The sequence below is a fragment of the Microbacterium sp. H37-C3 genome, assembly GCF_027157935.1.
In the GTDB taxonomy this organism is placed as follows: domain Bacteria; phylum Actinomycetota; class Actinomycetes; order Actinomycetales; family Microbacteriaceae; genus Microbacterium; species Microbacterium plantarum.
In genome coordinates, this window is the sequence record NZ_JAPVLR010000004.1 from 72,813 (window position 1) to 88,235 (window position 15,423).

The window sequence follows — 15,423 nt, forward strand, 5'->3', positions numbered from 1 at the left end:
GAGCCCCACGAGAGCCTGTCGTCCTGAGTGCACCCGACCCAGGAAAGGGGCTGCTTCCGCATGCCTGCTCGCCCATCGATCACCCTCGCGCCCGCCCTCGCCGGCGTCGTCGCGCTGACCGCGGCACTCGCCGCGGCACCGGCCGCCGTGGCCGCACCACCCAGCGCAACCTTCGCGATCGGCGTTGCCGCCACCGCCACGGAAGGCGACCGGATCGACGTCGTCCTCACCGCGACCGACGTCGTCGACCTCTACGCCTACGACCTCGACGTCTCCGTGCCGGGCGCTCTGCTCGATTACGTCGACGACTCGGTCACCGGTCCCGACGGCGGCTTCACCGCTGCACGCGAGACCGCGAGCGGCACGATCACCGTCACCCACTCCCGCCTCGGCACCTCGCCCGGCCTCGCGTCCGACCCTGGCGCTCCCCTCACTCTCGCGACGCTCTCGTTCACCGCCGAGGGCGCTGGGGCCGCCGAGATCGCGCTCCCGAGCGTCCGCCTCGTCGGCGGCGCCGGCGAGACGGCGACGGCGACGGATGCCGCGACCACCGACATCACGATCGCCGCCCTTCCCGTCGCCGAGCCCGAACCCGAACCCGAACCCGAACCCGAACCGTCGGCGAGCGCGCCCGTCACGGGAGCCCCGGCTGCCGGATCCGGAGGTTCCGCCTCCGGCGGCGGAGCCGCGAGCGGATCGCTCTCGGCCACCGGCGGCGACGCGACCCCCATCGTGCTGAGCGCGGCGCTCGGCGCCGTCCTCCTCGCCGCGGGCACCGCGATCGTCCTGCGCCGTCGGGCGGTGAACGCATGAACCGCCGTCTGATCGCCCCCGCCGTCGCCGTCGGCGCGCTGCTGACCTGCGGGGTCGCCGCCCCCGCCGGTGCGGCATCCGCCGTGGCCGCCGCGGCCGCGCCCACCGCCGGGGCCGCGTTCCTCGCGCCCTATTACACCGAGCTCGACCTCACCGGCGACGACAGGGTCACCACCGATGACCTCGCCGTCGTCGCGGCGTTCATCGGCAGCACCGACACCGACGCCGACTGGGCGGAGGCGGCCGCGTACGACCTCGACGGCGACGGGGCGATCACGGCATCCGACATCGCCCTCGTCTCCGAGCGGGCCATCTACGACGACGGTCCCTTCGAGATCGTCGAGGCCGACGTCGTATCGATGCAGGCGGCGATGAACGCCGGGGTCGTCACCTCGGTCGAGCTCACCCAGCAGTATCTCGACCGCATCGCCGCCTACGACCGCACGGTGATCGAGCCCGGCGGACGGCCGCTCAACTCGATCATCACGACCGGCGACGCCGCCGCCCTCGCCGCTGCGGCATCGGCCGACACTGTTCGGGCCGAGCAGGGCATGACGAGCATGCTGCTCGGTGTGCCGATCGCGGTGAAGGACAACTACAACACCGTCGACATGCCCACCACGGCCGGGTGCGGCTGCTGGAACGACAACCGCACCGCCTCGGACGCGCACATGGTCGAGGGCCTTCGCGCCGACGGCGCGGTCATCCTCGCCAAGGCGAGCATGGACGAGTTCGCCATCAACCTGTCGTCGCAGTGGTCGGCTTACCAGCCGGCGGGCACCGCCCTCACCGTCTCGAGCCCGTACGCAACGAACCGCAGCTCCGGCGGATCGTCGGGAGGGACGGGCGCCGCGATCGCGAGCAACCTCGCCGCGATCGGTTTCGGCACCGACACGGGCGGCTCGATCCGCATCCCGTCGACCTACAACCAGCTCGTGGGCGTGCGTCCGACGGTCGGACTCGCGAGCCGCGACGGCATCGTGCCGCTCGCGCTCTCGCAGGACACCGGCGGCCCGATGGCGCGCTCGGTCACCGACGCGGCGGTCGCTCTCGACGCCGTCGTGGGCGCCGATTCGGCGGATCCGGTGACAGCTCGCCAGGAGGGGCTCGTCCCCGCCAGCTACACCGCTTCACTCGACGCCGACGCCCTCCGCGGCGCGCGCATCGCCGTGATCACGGGTCTGCCGGCCTCGCAGAACATGGTCGGCAGCAACGCCACGACGCAGCGCCTGTTCAGCGCTGCGCGTGAGACGCTCGAAGCGCAGGGCGCGGAGGTCGTCGAGCTCGCGGCGCCCGAGGGATTCAGCGGCATCCTGAGCGAGGGAAGCGGCAGCGCCGTCGAGTTCGGGTACGACCTGCAGGCCTACATCGACGACTACCTGAACCCGGCGGTCGGCGCCCGGAGCCTCGCGGCCATCGCGCAGTCGCCGAACATCGCGCCGAACCGCGGCGCATCGACGTACGGGCCGCGCTCGACCGTCACCCCGCAGCAGTACGAGGACTGGGCGGGACCGGCAGGATCGCACACGCTGCAACTCGCCCGCGGAAAGCAGATCGTCACGGAGTTCCTCGACGCGAACGACATCGACGCCATCATCTATCCCAGCGGCACCCCCTACGGCACGGTCGGCAGCAACATGCGGTTGAGCCCGAACACGGGCCTTCCGGCCGTGACGGTGCCGATGGGCCAGGCGAGCGCGACCGAGCAGATCCCCGGCGCCGGCGTGAACCTCGAGTTCCTGGGACGCGATTTCGCCGAGGGCACCCTGCTGGGCCTGGCGTTCTCGTTCGAGCAGGCGACCGGCGCACGGACGGCGCCGGCGCTGTACGGCCCGCTTCCGGCAGGCTGATCGTTCCCGTGACGCGGGTGGGTCGTTTACACCCGCGTCACGGGAAGTTGGTATGAAAGAGTGTCGGTGCCGTCGGGGCCGCGGAGAGAGAGCATGATGCGTCTGTCGGTCATCGGTTGCGGTTACCTCGGGGCGGTCCACGCGGCCGCCATGGCATCCATCGGGCACGAGGTCGTCGGAATCGACGTCGACGAGCGCAAGATCGCCTCGCTCTCGAACGGCGAAGCCCCCTTCTTCGAGCCCGGTCTGCAGGAGATCCTGAGCGAGGGTCTCGCGTCGGGCCGACTCCGCTTCTCGACCGACATGGCGGATGCCGCGGGCGCCACCGTCCACTTCATCGGCGTCGGCACCCCGCAGCAGAAGGACGGCTACGCCGCCGACCTGACCTACGTCAACGCCGCCGTCGACGCGCTCATCCCGCACCTGGCCGAGGGCGACATCGTCGCGGGCAAGTCGACGGTCCCCGTCGGCACCGCGGCCACGCTCGCCGAGCGCGTGACCCCCACCGGCGCCACGCTCGTCTGGAACCCCGAGTTCCTGCGCGAGGGCTGGGCGGTGCAAGACACCGTCGACCCCGACCGCCTCGTCGCGGGCGTCCCCGCCGGTGCCGAAGGCGAGCGCGCCGCCGACATCCTGCGGGAGGTCTACCACCCCTCGGTCGCCAAGAACACGCCGTTCATCATCACCGACCTCGCCACAGCCGAGCTCGTCAAGGTCGCCGCGAACGCCTTCCTCGCGACCAAGATCAGCTTCATCAACGCGATGGCGGAGATCGCCGAGGTCACCGGCGCCGACGTCACGACCCTGGCCGACGCGATCGGCCACGACGCCCGCATCGGCCGCCGCTTCCTCGGGGCCGGCATCGGCTTCGGCGGCGGCTGCCTGCCGAAGGACATCCGCGCGTTCTCGGCTCGCGCCGAAGAGCTCGGCCGCGGCGAGTCGGTCGCGTTCCTGCGCGAGGTCGACGCCATCAACATGCGCCGCCGCGACCGCGCCGTCGACCTCGTCGTCAGCGCCTTCGGCGGATCGGTGTTCAAGAAGAACATCACGGTGCTCGGCGCCGCGTTCAAGCCGCACAGCGACGACACCCGCGATTCCCCCGCACTCGACGTCGCCGTACGCCTGCACGGTCTCGGTGCCTGGGTCACCGTGACCGACCCCGAGGCGATCGAGAACGCCCGCCGCATCCACCCTCAGCTGAACTACGTCGAGGACCGCGACGAGGCCCTCCGCGCCGCCGACGCCGTCATCGTCGTCACCGAGTGGGACGAGTACCGCCGCGAGCTCGACCCCGCGCACGCCGCGACGCTCACCGCCGGCCGGCTCATCGTCGACGGCCGCAACTGCCTCGACGCCGACGCCTGGCGCGCGGCCGGCTGGGACTACCGCGGCATGGGCCGCCCCTGACCCACCCACCGCCGACATACACCACCGCGCCGGATCGAGCATCTGCAACCTGCACGCTCGTCCCGCAGGCGATGATGAAGCGATGCCCGCACACCGCGACCCGAGAAACACTCCCCTCCTGGCGGAGCTGCCCCTGACAGACAGCGTCGCCGGAGCACTCGGCGCGGCTGACGGCATCGACGGCTTCGGCACGGACGTCGCCGCCACCCTCGGCTGGGCGGTCGCGGTCGGAGCCGCACGGGCGGCAGACCGCCCGGTGGTCGAGGACTGGTCGCTGCTGGCCTCGGTGGCGAGTCTCGATGTCGCCGCTGCCCGCATCCTCGAACCCCACCTCGACGCGCTCGACATCCTCGACCAGGCCCGGCGCCTCGACGTCGACGTCGACCTTGAGTCCATCGGGGTGCATCCGGGCTCGTCGTGGGGCGTGTTCGCCGCCGAGGGGCCGGGCACACGCCTCGAAGCCCACCGCGCCGCCACCGGGTGGCGACTCTCGGGAACCAAGCCGTGGTGCTCGCTCGCGCACGAGCTCACCCACGCGCTCGTCACCGCGTGGGTCGGCGATGAGCGCCGACTGTTCGCCGTGGCGCTGCGCACTCCCCAGGTCGACCCGCACGCGGGGCCCTGGCACGCTCGCGGGCTCACTCAGGTGATGAGCGCTCCGGTCGAGTTCACCGACGCGACCGCGGTGCCGGTCGGAGAGGCGGGCTGGTATCTGCGCCGTCCCGGCTTCGCGCACGGCGGGATCGGCGTGGCCGCCTGCTGGTGGGGTGGAGCCCTCCCCCTCCGAGACGCTCTGCTCGAGGCGGCTCGGCGTACCGGCGCCGACCAGCTGTCACGAGTCCACCTCGCCCGCGTCGACACCGCTCTGTGGAACGCGCGGCTGACGCTGAAGGCCGCAGCGGCGACGATCGACGCCGACCCGGACCCGGCACTGCTCGCCGGCCGGGTGCGCGCGATCGTGTCGGATGCCGTCGAGACGGCGCTGACTGAGGTGGCGCACGCGCTCGGCCCCCTGCCTCTCGTCGCCGATGAGAGGCACGCCCGGCGCGTCGCCGACCTGCAGATCTACATCCGTCAGCACCACGGCGAGCGCGATCTCGCTCGCCTCGGCGGCAGCGTGAGCGAAGGGCGCGGCGAGTGGTGAGCTTCAGCCACCGAGATCCCGGCACCCCTGAAGCGACGTGGGCCGCGGCCTTCGCCGAACGGTCGCTGCCGGTGCTGCCCGAGGATTTCGACCACCTCCTCGTCGTCGCCGCCCATCCCGACGACGAGACTCTCGGCGCCGCCGGCCTGATGACGCGCACCGCCCGGCGCGGAGCAACGGTCTCCGTCATCATCGCGACCGACGGTGAAGGATCGCATCCCGATTCGCCGACGCACTCGCCCATCCAGCTTGCTGCGCTCCGACGGGACGAGGCAGAGCGGGCGCTCACGCGTCTCTCGCCGACCATCCGGCGGCGTTTTCTCGGTCTTCCCGACGGCCGGACCGACGACCACCGCGACGAGATCGCCGGCGCGATCGCAGACGCGCTCGGCGACGAACCGGTCCCCGAACGCACGCTCGTGGTCTCGACATGGACAGGTGACGGCCATCGCGATCACCGCGTCGTCGGCGAGGTCGCCGCGGCGGTGTGCGGCGAGCGCGACGTCCCGTGGCGGTCCTACCCGATCTGGCTCTGGCACTGGGGTTCCCCCGACGACGCGCCCTGGGACGACGTCGACCTCGTCGACCTCGACGGGGATGCGCTCGAGCGCAAGCGGGCCGCCATGCGCCTCCACCGCACACAGGTCGAGCCGCTCTCGGCGGCCGCGGGGGACGAGGAGATGCTCCACGGGGGAATGCAGCAGCACTTCGAGCGCGAGTTCGAGGTGTTCGTGCGTCCCCCGCGCCGCACCGGCAGCCTCCCCCGCGACTTCTTCGACGCCTTCTACCGCCGAAACGGTGACGACCCCTGGGGGTTCGACTCGCGGTGGTACGAGCAGCGCAAGCGCACGATCACGATGGCGAGCCTCCCCCGAGCGCACTACCGTTCGGCTCTCGAGCTCGGCTGCTCCACGGGCGCGCTCACCGCTTTGCTCGCCGACCGATGCGACAGCGTGCTCGCCCTCGACATCGCCGACGCTCCGCTCGCCGTCGCCAGACGTCGCCTCGGCGAGCGCGCGGGGGTTCGTCTCGCTCGCGCCGAGCTGCCCGCCGAGTGGCCCGCCGGTGAATTCGATCTCATCGTCGCGTCCGAGGTGGGCTACTACTGGGACCCCGATGACCTCGCCCGGGCGATCACGCGGATTGCCGCATCCCTCGCCGCCGACGGCCACCTCGTCGCCTGCCATTGGCGGCACCCGGTGACGGAGTACCCGCTCTCGGGAGATGAGGTCCACGCGGCTCTCGAGCGCGAGAACGCGCTGACCCGGCTCGTTCGGCACGAAGAGGAGGACTTCATCCTCGAGGTGTTCGGACGAACGCATGCACGATCGGTCGCGGTCGAGACGGGCCTCATTCCGTGAGCCCGATCGCCGTGGCCGTCGTCGTCCCCGTGCACGACGAAGCGGCGCTGCTCGACGCCTGCCTCGCAGCGCTCACCGCGGCCATCGCGCACGCGCGTCGAACCCATCCCGGCATCCGGGTCGCACCCGTCGTCGTCCTCGACGCCTGCACCGACGCCTCGGAGCAGATCGCGAGGTCATGGCCCGTCAGCATCCGGCGCATCGACGCACGCCGCGTCGGGACCGCTCGCCGGAAAGGAGTCGAGGCGGCCCTCGCCGAACTCGGCAGCCCCGCGCCGGACGACACCTGGATCGCGACGACCGACGGCGATTCCACCGTCCCGGTCACGTGGCTGACCCACCAGCTCGATCTCCGCGCCGCCGGCGCCGAGGTCGTCCTCGGAACCGTGCGCCCCGATTTCGCCGACCTCACGTCGGCCCACACCGCGCACTGGATCGCGACGCACCCTCGCGGAGCGCCCGCCGGTAACGTGCACGGCGCGAACCTGGGGATGAGCGCCGCCGCCTACCGCGCAGCGGGCGGATTCCCCGATCTCGACCAGCACGAGGATGTCGAGACGGTCCGAGCCGCGCGCGCCGCCGGTGCGCGGGTCGTGGCCACCGACGTCAACGAGGTCACGACCTCGGGCCGGTTCGAGGGCCGGACGCCCGGGGGTTACGCGGCGTTCGTCCAGGCGACGCACCAGCGCATCTCAGGTCAGGTGTCACCTTGAGGCACTGAGGTCCTCAGGCCGCGCGCATCGTCACCGGGCGCGGCACCGACGGTTCACCTGAGGGTCATCCCCCCGCCACCGGACCATCATCCTCTCGGACGCCCCCGTCCGTAGGGTGCTCCGCGTGCCCGCCCTCACCTCACGTCTCTCCCGCCCGGCCCCGAGAACGCGCCGCGGCGCAGTCGCACTGCTCGCCGTCGTCACCGCGACCGCTGCGAGCATCGGCGCCCTGAGCCCGGCATCCGCCGTCGCCGCGCCCGACACGGGCGGACTCGACCTCGGCGGCGGGAACTCGTCGATGCTCAGCGCCGACGCTCAGACGCTCGCGCCCGGACTGGAGCTCACCGACTTCCGCCGGCTGCAACCCGCCGGCTGGGTGACCGGCCACGTGATGCGCGCCGACCTCACGACACCGACCCTGTCGCTCGACGTGCTCGACGCCGGCACGGTGTCGGGTGGTGCCATGCTCAGCGACCAGATCGCCGGCACCGGTGCGGTCGCGGCGATCAACGGCGACTACTTCGACATGAACTACTCGACCGCACCGGTCGGCACGAACGTGTCACCGACCGAAGGTCTGCGTACCGCGGCCCCCGGCATGCGCCAGGCGTTCACGATCTCCGACGGACTCGCCGCCGTGCAGGCCCTGACCTCGGGCGCCACGGTCGCCGTCGACGGCACCGTGCACCGACTGGCCGGCGTCAACAGCCCCGACATCGGCGTCGACGGCATCGGGTGGTACACCCCCGCGTGGGGCTCCCACCCGTTGAGCCGCCCGCTCGGCGGACCCGCCGAGATCGCCGGCTCGATCGCCCGCGTCACGGTGCAGGACGGCGTCGTGACCGAGGTCACCACCGACGCGGCATCCGTCACGGGCACGACGGCCATCGCCGACGGCTCCGGCGTGCTCATCGGCCGTGACGGCGGCGCCACCACGCTGGCCGCCTTCGAGGTCGGCGACACGGTCGAGGTCACGGTCGAGGCGTCCGCCGACGTCGACCTCGCCGTCAGCGGGTCGCAGCGCATGATCGTCGACGGCGTGCAGACCGACGAAGACCAGGTCGAGGCGGCCCGCACCGCCATCGGCGTCAACCGCGACGGCACGGAGGTCACCGTCGTCACCATCGACGGACGCGCCGGCGACAGCCGCGGCATGACCATCCGAGAGCTCGGCGACCTCATGCTCGACCTCGACGTCTACAACGCCGTCAACCTCGACGGCGGCGGCTCGACGATGCTCGCCGTGCGCGAACCCGGTGACGCCGAGGCGTCCATCCACAACCGCCCCTCCGACGGGGGCGAGCGCGTCGTCGCCAACAGCCTCGCCTTCTTCTCGTCGGCCCCGGCCGGCGTCGTCGACGACGTGAAGGTCGCACCGGCCCTCGACGCGGCCGGCTCCGACGCCGTCTTCCCCGGGCTCCACCGCACGCTGGCCGGCACCGGCCTCGACGCCAACCTCACGGGGGTCGACGTCATCGGCGATTTCTCCGCGACGGATGCCGCTGTCACGGTGTCTGCGTCGGGCGACGCGACGGCGCTCGTCGCGGGCGTGACCCCGGGCACCGCCACCGTCTCGTTCGAGGCCGAGGGCAAGACCGCGACCACCGAGGTGCGGGTGCTCGGCGACCTCGAGCGGGTGCGCCCGTCGTCGACGGTCGTCGCCCTGCCCGAGCCCGGCCAGACCGCGACCGTCCGCCTCACGGGTCTGGACGCCGACGGCTTCACCGCGCCGCTCGAGACCGCCGACGTCAGCGTCGAGCACGGGGCCGACGTGACCGTCGAGCGGAACGGCCTGGACGCGTTCCTCATCACCCCGACCACCGACAGCGGCTCGGCGACGGTGACCTTCACCGCCGGTGGACGCAGCGTCGACGTCGCGGTGACCATCGGCTACCGCACCATCTCGGTGGCCGATTTCACCGACGCGGCGTCGTGGACCGCCGGAGTCGCGCGTGCGACCGGTGAGCTCACCCCGACCACCGGCCCCGACGGTCGAGCCGCGCTGCGCATGACCTACGACTTCACCACCACCACCAGCACGCGCGGCTACTACGCGATCGCTCCGGAGCAGGTCGATGCCGCGTCGGGCCGCGTGCTCGAGGGCCAGCCGCAGGCGATCACGCTGTGGATCGACGGCGACGGCTCGGGCGCCTGGCCCCGCCTGCAGATGCGAACCGGCACCGACACGACGATCAACCTCGACGGCCCCATGATCGACTGGACCGGCTGGCGCCAGGCACGCTTCACCGTGCCGGCGGGCACGGCGTATCCGCTGACATTCCAGCGTGTGCGCATTATGGAAACCCGGTCGTCGGCCACCTACCACGGCGACATCGCCATCTCCGGCCTCGAGTCGATCGTCGCACCCGACGTCGACCAGCCGGTGGCCCCGAAGGTGTTCGACCCGGTGATCGTCACCGACGGCAGCGTCGACGGCCGCTCCCAGCGGATCGCGGTCATGAGCGACGCGCAGTTCGTCGCCCGCAACCCCGATTCCGAGGTCGTCGTCGCCGCACGCGAGACACTGCGCGAGATCGTCGCGGCCGAGCCCGACTACCTCGTCATCAACGGAGACTTCGTCGACGAGGCATCCGTCGCCGACTTCGAGCTCGCTGCCCGCATCCTCGACGAGGAGGTCGGCGACCGTGTGCCCTACATCTACGTGCCCGGCAACCACGAGATCATGGGCGGCGCGATCTCGAACTTCACCTCGGCGTTCGGCGCGGCGTTCCGATCCGTCGACCTCGGCTCGACGCGCATGATCACCCTGAACTCGTCGGCCGGCTCGTTCCGGGCGTCGGGCATGGAGCAGCTGGAGTTCCTGGACTCCGAGTTGGCCGCCGCGGCGGAGGACTCGTCGGTGACGGGCGTGCTCGTCTTCTCGCACCACCCGGCCGACGACCCGCTGCCGTCGAAGGCGAGCCAGCTCTCCGACCGCTACGAGGCGGCGCAGTTCGTGTCGACGCTCGCGGCCTTCCGCGCCGACACCGGCAAGTCGGTCGCCATGGTGAACGGCCACGTCGGCGTCTTCGACGCGACGAGCTACGACGGCGTCTCGCGGGTGCTGAACGGCAACTCGGGCAAGGGGCCCTCGGGAACCCCGGATGCCGGCGGCTTCGCCGGCTGGACCATGCTCGGCGTGAACCCCGGCGCCGGCGTCGTGGGCACGGGGCCCGCCGTGGTGGAGGACCGCATCCGATGGATGCAGGCCGAGACGAAGCCGCGCGTGCAATCGCTCGATCTCGCGGCACCGACGGTGCTCGAGGTCGGCGAGACGGTGCCCGTGTCGGCGACGCTGACACAGGACGGCGGGCGCACGGTTCCCGTCGCCTGGCCGGTGAGCGCGGACTGGGCCGGCGCCGGGCTCGACGTCGTCGGGTCGGATGCACGGGCGGACGCCGAGGCGCGATCGGGGCGCGCCGAGCGCGCGCAGACCGAAGCAGCCGCCTCGGGCGCGCTGCGCCTGAACCCCTCCTCCGGTGAGCTGACCGCCGTGTCGGCCGGCGATGCCTCGATCTCGGTGACCGTGAACGGGGTGACCGACACGGTGGAGGTCACGGTCGTCGCGGCGCCGGGTGACGGCGAGCCGGGCACACCGGGTGACGGCGGGCCGGGCGCACCGGGTGACAGCGGGCCGGGCGCACCGGGCGACAGCGGGCCGGGCATGCCCGGTTCCGGCGGCGGGTCGGGGCCGGATGCCGGGTCGAGCGATGCTCTGGCCGCTACCGGCGCCGACGCAGGGACGATCGGCGGGGTCGCCGGACTGGCGGCTCTCGTCGCAGCCCTCGGCCTGGTGCTGCTCGTGTGGCGACGTCGCGCGAGAGCCGCGTCCCGGTGATCAGGGCAGGCGCACCGAGTCGGTCTTGGGGTGCTCGCGCGGCATCCGATCACGGTCGTACGTGATGGCGGAGTAGCCGTGCGGGATCGGCTGCCCGTCCTCGTCGACGCTCACGAACACGAGACGCTCGATCGAGAGGATGCGCTTGCGCGTGATCATATTGCGCACGACGGCCCGCATCGTCAGCGAGGTGCGACCGAAGTGCGTCGCGGTCAGGCCCATCTCGATGAGGTCGCCCTGCAGCGCCGACGACTCGAAGTTGATCTCCGAGATGAGCTTGGTCACCACGCGGTAGTTGCCGAGCTGGATGATCGCGTAGATCGCGGCTTCCTCATCGATCCAGCGGAGCAGACTGCCGCCGAAGAGCGTGCCGTTGGCGTTCAGGTCTTCCGGCCGCACCCACTTGCGGGTGTGGAAGTTGATGCCGCCCTCCGACCAGGGCCATTCGGAACTCGTCTGATCGCTCACGTTGATCCAGCCTAACCCCGCACATGATCGCACGCGCGGGGCGTCGCGTCGACGGGTTTCGCCGGCCGGTCCGACGTCGGATGATGTGGTCATGGACAAGCCTGCGAAAGAGTTCGACGCCCACGAGGTGACGGAGGAGGTCGCCGACCGGGTCAAGAAGCGGATGCCGGACCTCGACGACGAGCTCATCCACCGCGAGGCGGCGGCCTCGGTTGAGAGCCACGCCGACGCCCGCGTCACGGACTTCATCGGCATCATCGCCGAACGCGAGACCCGCGAGCGCCTCGCCGGTATCGCCGACGAGGCGCCGACCGAGTCCGACTAACCGGTGCGGGGCTACCGGCGGTCGTCGGTGGTCTGTCCGTAAACGTTCTGATACCGGTCGTACAGCGCATCGATCGCGTCCTGCGGAATCGGGAGCAACTCCCCCGCCTGCCGGGCGATGTGGACCGTGCGAGCCACGTCCTCCACCATCACCGCAGCCTTGACCGCATCCTTCGCGCTCGACCCGATCGTGAACGGCCCATGGTTCTGCATCAACACCGCCCGGGAACGATGCCCCCGAAGCGTGTCCACGATCCCCCGGCCGATCGAGTCATCACCGATGATCGCGAACGGACCCACCGGGATCGGACCCCCGAACTCATCAGCCATCGCCGTGATCACACACGGGATCTCCTCACCCCGCGCCGCCCACGCCACCGCGTACGTCGAATGCGTGTGCACCACACCACCCACCTCGGGCATGTTCCGATACACATACGCATGCGCCGCCGTATCACTGGAGGGCGACCGGTCACTGCCCGGCGTCCCCGGCACCACATTGCCGTCCAGATCGCACACGATCATGTTCTCCGGAGCCAACTCGTCATACGACACCCCCGACGGCTTGATCACCATGAGGTCGTCAGCGGGAGCCCCGCCCAGGCGCACCCGCCCCGACACGTTGCCACCGGTCCACACGACCAGCCCGTAACGCACCAGCTCCGCGTGCAACGACGCCACCTCGGCCCGAACCCGCGCCACCGCTTCGTGTTCCATCGGACTCCTCCGCCTCTCGGAATCAGCCGGCTCCGCCTCCGGGACCGGCGGTCGTCATGTTACCGGTAACACTCACAGTGTCCAGAAGAACCCGCCTGGTCTGGAAAAGTTGTCGGAATGGGTGACAACGTCTTCCTCGGCGCCGTCGCGATCGGCATCGGCGCGCTCGTCGCGCGGGGCACCTCACCGCGGGCCAGTTGGTGCTGTGGGGCGCGGCCCTCGTCTACTTCTTCGCGATCTGGACCTACACGCTCCTGCCGCTCCCCGACCCGTCGAGCATGCGGTGCGCCGGGTCCAACCTGAACCTCTTCGAGCTCGTCGACGACATCCGCGGCGCCGCGCAGCGTGCGGGAGGCAGCCCGCGGGCGTTCCTCTCCGACTCGGCCTTCCTGCAGCTCGCCCTCAACGTCCTGCTCTTCCTCCCGCTCGGCTTCTTCGTACGGGTTCTCGCCCGCCGCGGCATCCTCGTCGCGTTCGGGGCCAGCCTCGGCATCTCGCTCATCGTCGAGTTCACGCAGCTGACCGGAGTCTGGGGCGTCTACCCGTGCGCCTACCGCGTCTTCGACGTCGACGACCTGCTCACCAACACCGTCGGAGCGGTCATCGGCTCGATCCTCGCGCTCCTCGTGCCGCGCCGCCCGGTCTGCGAAGAGCCGGACGCCCCGCGACCGGTGACGCGCGGCCGCCGCATCCTCGCGATGGTGTGCGACCTGCTCGCCTATTCGCTCGTCGGCATCTTCGTGAGCGTCGGCATCCAGGCGGCCCTCGTCTTCACGGGCAACCGCGACGTCGCCGTCGAGACCGACCTCGCGGGTCAGGCCGGCTCGATCGCCGCGCTCGCGGTCGTCGGCGGATGCGTCCTGGTGTCGGGCCGGACGATCGGCGACCTGACCGTGCGCCTCCGCTACGCCGGTGGCCCGACCCCCGCCGTGGTGACCCGACTCACGCGGTTCCTCGGCGGCATCGGCGGCTACGCGCTGCTGGATCAGCTCCCCGGCCCCTGGGGCTTCTTCGCCTTCGTCTTCCTCGTGGCCTCCGCGATCCTGACGTTCACGACGCAGGGCGGCCGCGGCCTGCCCGGTCTGCTCGGCGCCCAGGTACTGCGCGACAGCCGGGAGCATGGTCCCGCAGGACGAGTCGAAATCACCCGTATGGGGGACGCGCCCCGGCGCTGAGATCCGTAGCGTCGAGAGCATGGACGTCGAAGCACTCGCCCACACCGCCACCGGCGCTCTCGTCGGTATCGCCCTCGGATTCCTGGTGGGACTCCTCACCCTCAACCCGATGCTCGGCGTCATCGTCGGCGGCGTCGCGATGGTCGTGCTCGCCATCGCTGCGGCCATGCTGCTCCCGCGCGGCGTCTACCGCTGACCGGGGCGCCCCCGCTTGACCCTCACGCGACGTGAGGGCCGAGAGTGGTCGCATGACCGACCCCGAGACCCCCTATTACGACGCTTTCGAGATCAGCCCCGTTCCCCCGCCCGGACCGGATGCCGTCGCCCCCGAGCCCTATCGCGGCATCTACGGGATGCCGGCGTTCGTCACGATCCCCACGCACGATCTGAGGAGCTCGTCGCGGTTCTGGACCGCGGGCCTGGGGTTCTTCGAGCTCTTCTCGATCCCCGGCACGCTCATCCACCTGCGCCGCTGGGCGTTCCAGGATGTCCTGCTCGTCGCCGCCGACCCGGCCTCGGCGCCGACGTCCGAACCACCCGCACTGACCTACAGCTACGCCTGCGTCCTCGCCGAGCTCGACGGCATCGTCGAGGCCTGCCGCGCGCTGGACCCGGGGGCGGTCGGCGAGCCCCGCGACACCCCGTGGAACAGTCGCGAGGTCGAGATCCTCACCCCGGAGAACGCGCGTATCGTCGTCACGGCGGCGAAGCCCTACGAGCCCGACAGCGCCGCAGCACGCTCCCTCGCCGCCATCGGCATCACACCCTCGAAGAACCCGGCGAAGGAGGAGCAGCAGCGATGAGCGGTACCAGCCCGGACGGGGTGACGGTCGGGCGCGCGGCATCCGATCTCGGGGTCACGGTGCGCACCCTGCACCACTGGGACGAGATCGGCCTCGCCTCGCCGTCGCTGCGCACCGACGCCGGGTACCGGCTGTACACGGCCGCCGACATCGCTCGCCTGCAGCGCATCGTCGTGTACCGCGAGGTCGGGCTGGGGCTCGACCAGATCCGCACCATCCTCGACGAGCCGGGTCGCGACACCTCCGCGGCTCTCCGGGAGCAACGCGACGAGGTGTCGCGATCGCTCGCCCGGCTCGAGGGCCTCCGCGCCGGTCTCGACCGCATGATCGAGGCGCACGAGCGCGGCGTGCTGCTCACCGCCGAGGAGCAGCTGTCGATCTTCGGCCCCGACTGGAACCCCGACTGGCCCGCCCTCGCCCGGCGCCGCTACGGCGACTCCCCGCAGTGGCAGCAGTACGCCGAACGCGCCGCCACCCGTACCCCCGACCAGTGGCGGGAGATCACCGCGACGATGACCGCGCTCGAGGCCGACCTCGCCGCGGCCGCCGACGCGGGCATCGAGCCCGGCGCGCCGGAGGCCGAGGCGCTCGTCGAGCGCCATCGTGCCGCGATCAGCGAGTACTTCCCGGTGAGCCGGTCGATGCAGGTCTGCCTCGGCCGGATGTACGAAGCGGATGCCGCGTTCACCGCGCACTACGATCGTCTCCGACCGGGCCTCGCCTCGTGGCTGCGCCGCAGCATCGACGCGAGCGCCCGCGCGCACGGCCTCGACCCCGACACCGCGGTGTGGGAGTGACGACGAGGAAGTG

Annotated in this window: 14 protein-coding genes; 12 read left to right on the forward strand and 2 right to left on the reverse strand. The window is 71.6% G+C overall.

Annotated elements, in window-relative coordinates:
- Window positions 1-60 precede the first annotated feature (60 nt).
- The 7 genes from O1W71_RS12025 to O1W71_RS12055 all read left to right on the forward strand — a co-directional run bounded on the left by O1W71_RS12025 (window position 61) and on the right by O1W71_RS12055 (window position 11,126).
- On the forward strand, window positions 61-813 hold the full coding sequence (locus O1W71_RS12025) for a hypothetical protein (protein ID WP_269268106.1): 753 nt from the start codon (window positions 61-63) through the stop codon (window positions 811-813).
- Entirely contained in the window at window positions 810-2,663 is a 1,854-nt protein-coding gene (locus O1W71_RS12030) for an amidase family protein (RefSeq protein ID WP_269268108.1), read from the forward strand. Before O1W71_RS12025 ends, O1W71_RS12030 begins: the two co-directional genes overlap by 4 nt.
- Window positions 2,664-2,759: 96 nt before the next feature.
- On the forward strand, window positions 2,760-4,070 hold the full coding sequence (locus O1W71_RS12035; RefSeq protein ID WP_269268266.1) for a UDP-glucose dehydrogenase family protein: 1,311 nt from the start codon (window positions 2,760-2,762) through the stop codon (window positions 4,068-4,070).
- 82 nt (window positions 4,071-4,152) lie between these two features.
- A complete protein-coding gene (locus O1W71_RS12040; RefSeq protein ID WP_269268109.1) occupies window positions 4,153-5,214 on the forward strand; it encodes an acyl-CoA dehydrogenase family protein in 1,062 nt (353 codons plus the stop codon).
- Window positions 5,208-6,575, forward strand: coding sequence for a bifunctional PIG-L family deacetylase/class I SAM-dependent methyltransferase (locus O1W71_RS12045; RefSeq protein ID WP_269268110.1), 1,368 nt, complete (start codon window positions 5,208-5,210; stop codon window positions 6,573-6,575). The genes O1W71_RS12040 and O1W71_RS12045 overlap by 7 nt, the downstream gene beginning before the upstream one ends.
- Window positions 6,572-7,288 carry a glycosyltransferase gene (locus tag O1W71_RS12050; RefSeq protein ID WP_269268111.1) on the forward strand — a complete coding sequence of 239 codons (717 nt, stop codon included), beginning with the start codon at window positions 6,572-6,574 and terminating at the stop codon, window positions 7,286-7,288. Before O1W71_RS12045 ends, O1W71_RS12050 begins: the two co-directional genes overlap by 4 nt.
- A gap of 124 nt (window positions 7,289-7,412) precedes the next feature.
- Complete coding sequence (locus O1W71_RS12055) at window positions 7,413-11,126, forward strand: phosphodiester glycosidase family protein (RefSeq protein WP_269268112.1); 3,714 nt, start codon at window positions 7,413-7,415, stop codon at window positions 11,124-11,126.
- On the opposite strand, the gene O1W71_RS12060 is transcribed toward O1W71_RS12055, so the two are convergent.
- Entirely contained in the window at window positions 11,127-11,594 is a 468-nt protein-coding gene (locus O1W71_RS12060) for an acyl-CoA thioesterase (protein ID WP_240309703.1), read from the reverse strand.
- 91 nt (window positions 11,595-11,685) lie between these two features.
- Between O1W71_RS12060 and O1W71_RS12065 the strand changes: the two genes are divergently transcribed.
- The gene (locus tag O1W71_RS12065) at window positions 11,686-11,919 is read left to right on the forward strand and encodes a three-helix bundle dimerization domain-containing protein (RefSeq protein ID WP_112617818.1); all 234 of its coding nucleotides are present in this window, start codon (window positions 11,686-11,688) and stop codon (window positions 11,917-11,919) included.
- Between the two features lie 11 nt (window positions 11,920-11,930).
- Here the strand turns inward: O1W71_RS12065 and O1W71_RS12070 are convergent, their stop codons facing one another.
- Window positions 11,931-12,635, reverse strand: coding sequence for an L-ribulose-5-phosphate 4-epimerase (locus O1W71_RS12070; RefSeq protein ID WP_269268113.1), 705 nt, complete (start codon window positions 12,633-12,635; stop codon window positions 11,931-11,933).
- 200 nt (window positions 12,636-12,835) lie between these two features.
- Here O1W71_RS12070 and O1W71_RS12075 point away from each other — a divergent pair, with 200 nt between their 5' ends.
- From O1W71_RS12075 to O1W71_RS12090, 4 genes are read left to right on the forward strand one after another with little or no spacing between them, the layout of a single operon-like run.
- The gene (locus O1W71_RS12075) at window positions 12,836-13,810 is read left to right on the forward strand and encodes a VanZ family protein (RefSeq protein WP_269268114.1); all 975 of its coding nucleotides are present in this window, start codon (window positions 12,836-12,838) and stop codon (window positions 13,808-13,810) included.
- Between the two features lie 19 nt (window positions 13,811-13,829).
- Entirely contained in the window at window positions 13,830-14,006 is a 177-nt protein-coding gene (locus O1W71_RS12080; protein ID WP_162815494.1) for a hypothetical protein, read from the forward strand.
- A gap of 52 nt (window positions 14,007-14,058) precedes the next feature.
- Window positions 14,059-14,613 carry a VOC family protein gene (locus tag O1W71_RS12085; RefSeq protein ID WP_269268115.1) on the forward strand — a complete coding sequence of 185 codons (555 nt, stop codon included), beginning with the start codon at window positions 14,059-14,061 and terminating at the stop codon, window positions 14,611-14,613.
- Window positions 14,610-15,410 carry a MerR family transcriptional regulator gene (locus O1W71_RS12090; RefSeq protein WP_269268117.1) on the forward strand — a complete coding sequence of 267 codons (801 nt, stop codon included), beginning with the start codon at window positions 14,610-14,612 and terminating at the stop codon, window positions 15,408-15,410. Before O1W71_RS12085 ends, O1W71_RS12090 begins: the two co-directional genes overlap by 4 nt.
- Window positions 15,411-15,423 lie beyond the last annotated feature (13 nt).

What these genes read in the sequence shown, in the direction of transcription:
- O1W71_RS12025 (WP_269268106.1), top strand. Translation starts at nt 61, where the DNA reads ATGCCTGCTCGCCCATCGATCACCCTCGCGCCCGCCCTCGCCGGCGTC.
- O1W71_RS12030 (WP_269268108.1), top strand. Translation starts at nt 810, where the DNA reads ATGAACCGCCGTCTGATCGCCCCCGCCGTCGCCGTCGGCGCGCTGCTG.
- O1W71_RS12035 (WP_269268266.1), top strand. Translation starts at nt 2,760, where the DNA reads ATGCGTCTGTCGGTCATCGGTTGCGGTTACCTCGGGGCGGTCCACGCG.
- O1W71_RS12040 (WP_269268109.1), top strand. Translation starts at nt 4,153, where the DNA reads ATGCCCGCACACCGCGACCCGAGAAACACTCCCCTCCTGGCGGAGCTG.
- O1W71_RS12065 (WP_112617818.1), top strand. Translation starts at nt 11,686, where the DNA reads ATGGACAAGCCTGCGAAAGAGTTCGACGCCCACGAGGTGACGGAGGAG.
- O1W71_RS12070 (WP_269268113.1), bottom strand. Translation starts at nt 12,635, where the DNA reads ATGGAACACGAAGCGGTGGCGCGGGTTCGGGCCGAGGTGGCGTCGTTG.
- O1W71_RS12080 (WP_162815494.1), top strand. Translation starts at nt 13,830, where the DNA reads ATGGACGTCGAAGCACTCGCCCACACCGCCACCGGCGCTCTCGTCGGT.
- O1W71_RS12085 (WP_269268115.1), top strand. Translation starts at nt 14,059, where the DNA reads ATGACCGACCCCGAGACCCCCTATTACGACGCTTTCGAGATCAGCCCC.
- O1W71_RS12090 (WP_269268117.1), top strand. Translation starts at nt 14,610, where the DNA reads ATGAGCGGTACCAGCCCGGACGGGGTGACGGTCGGGCGCGCGGCATCC.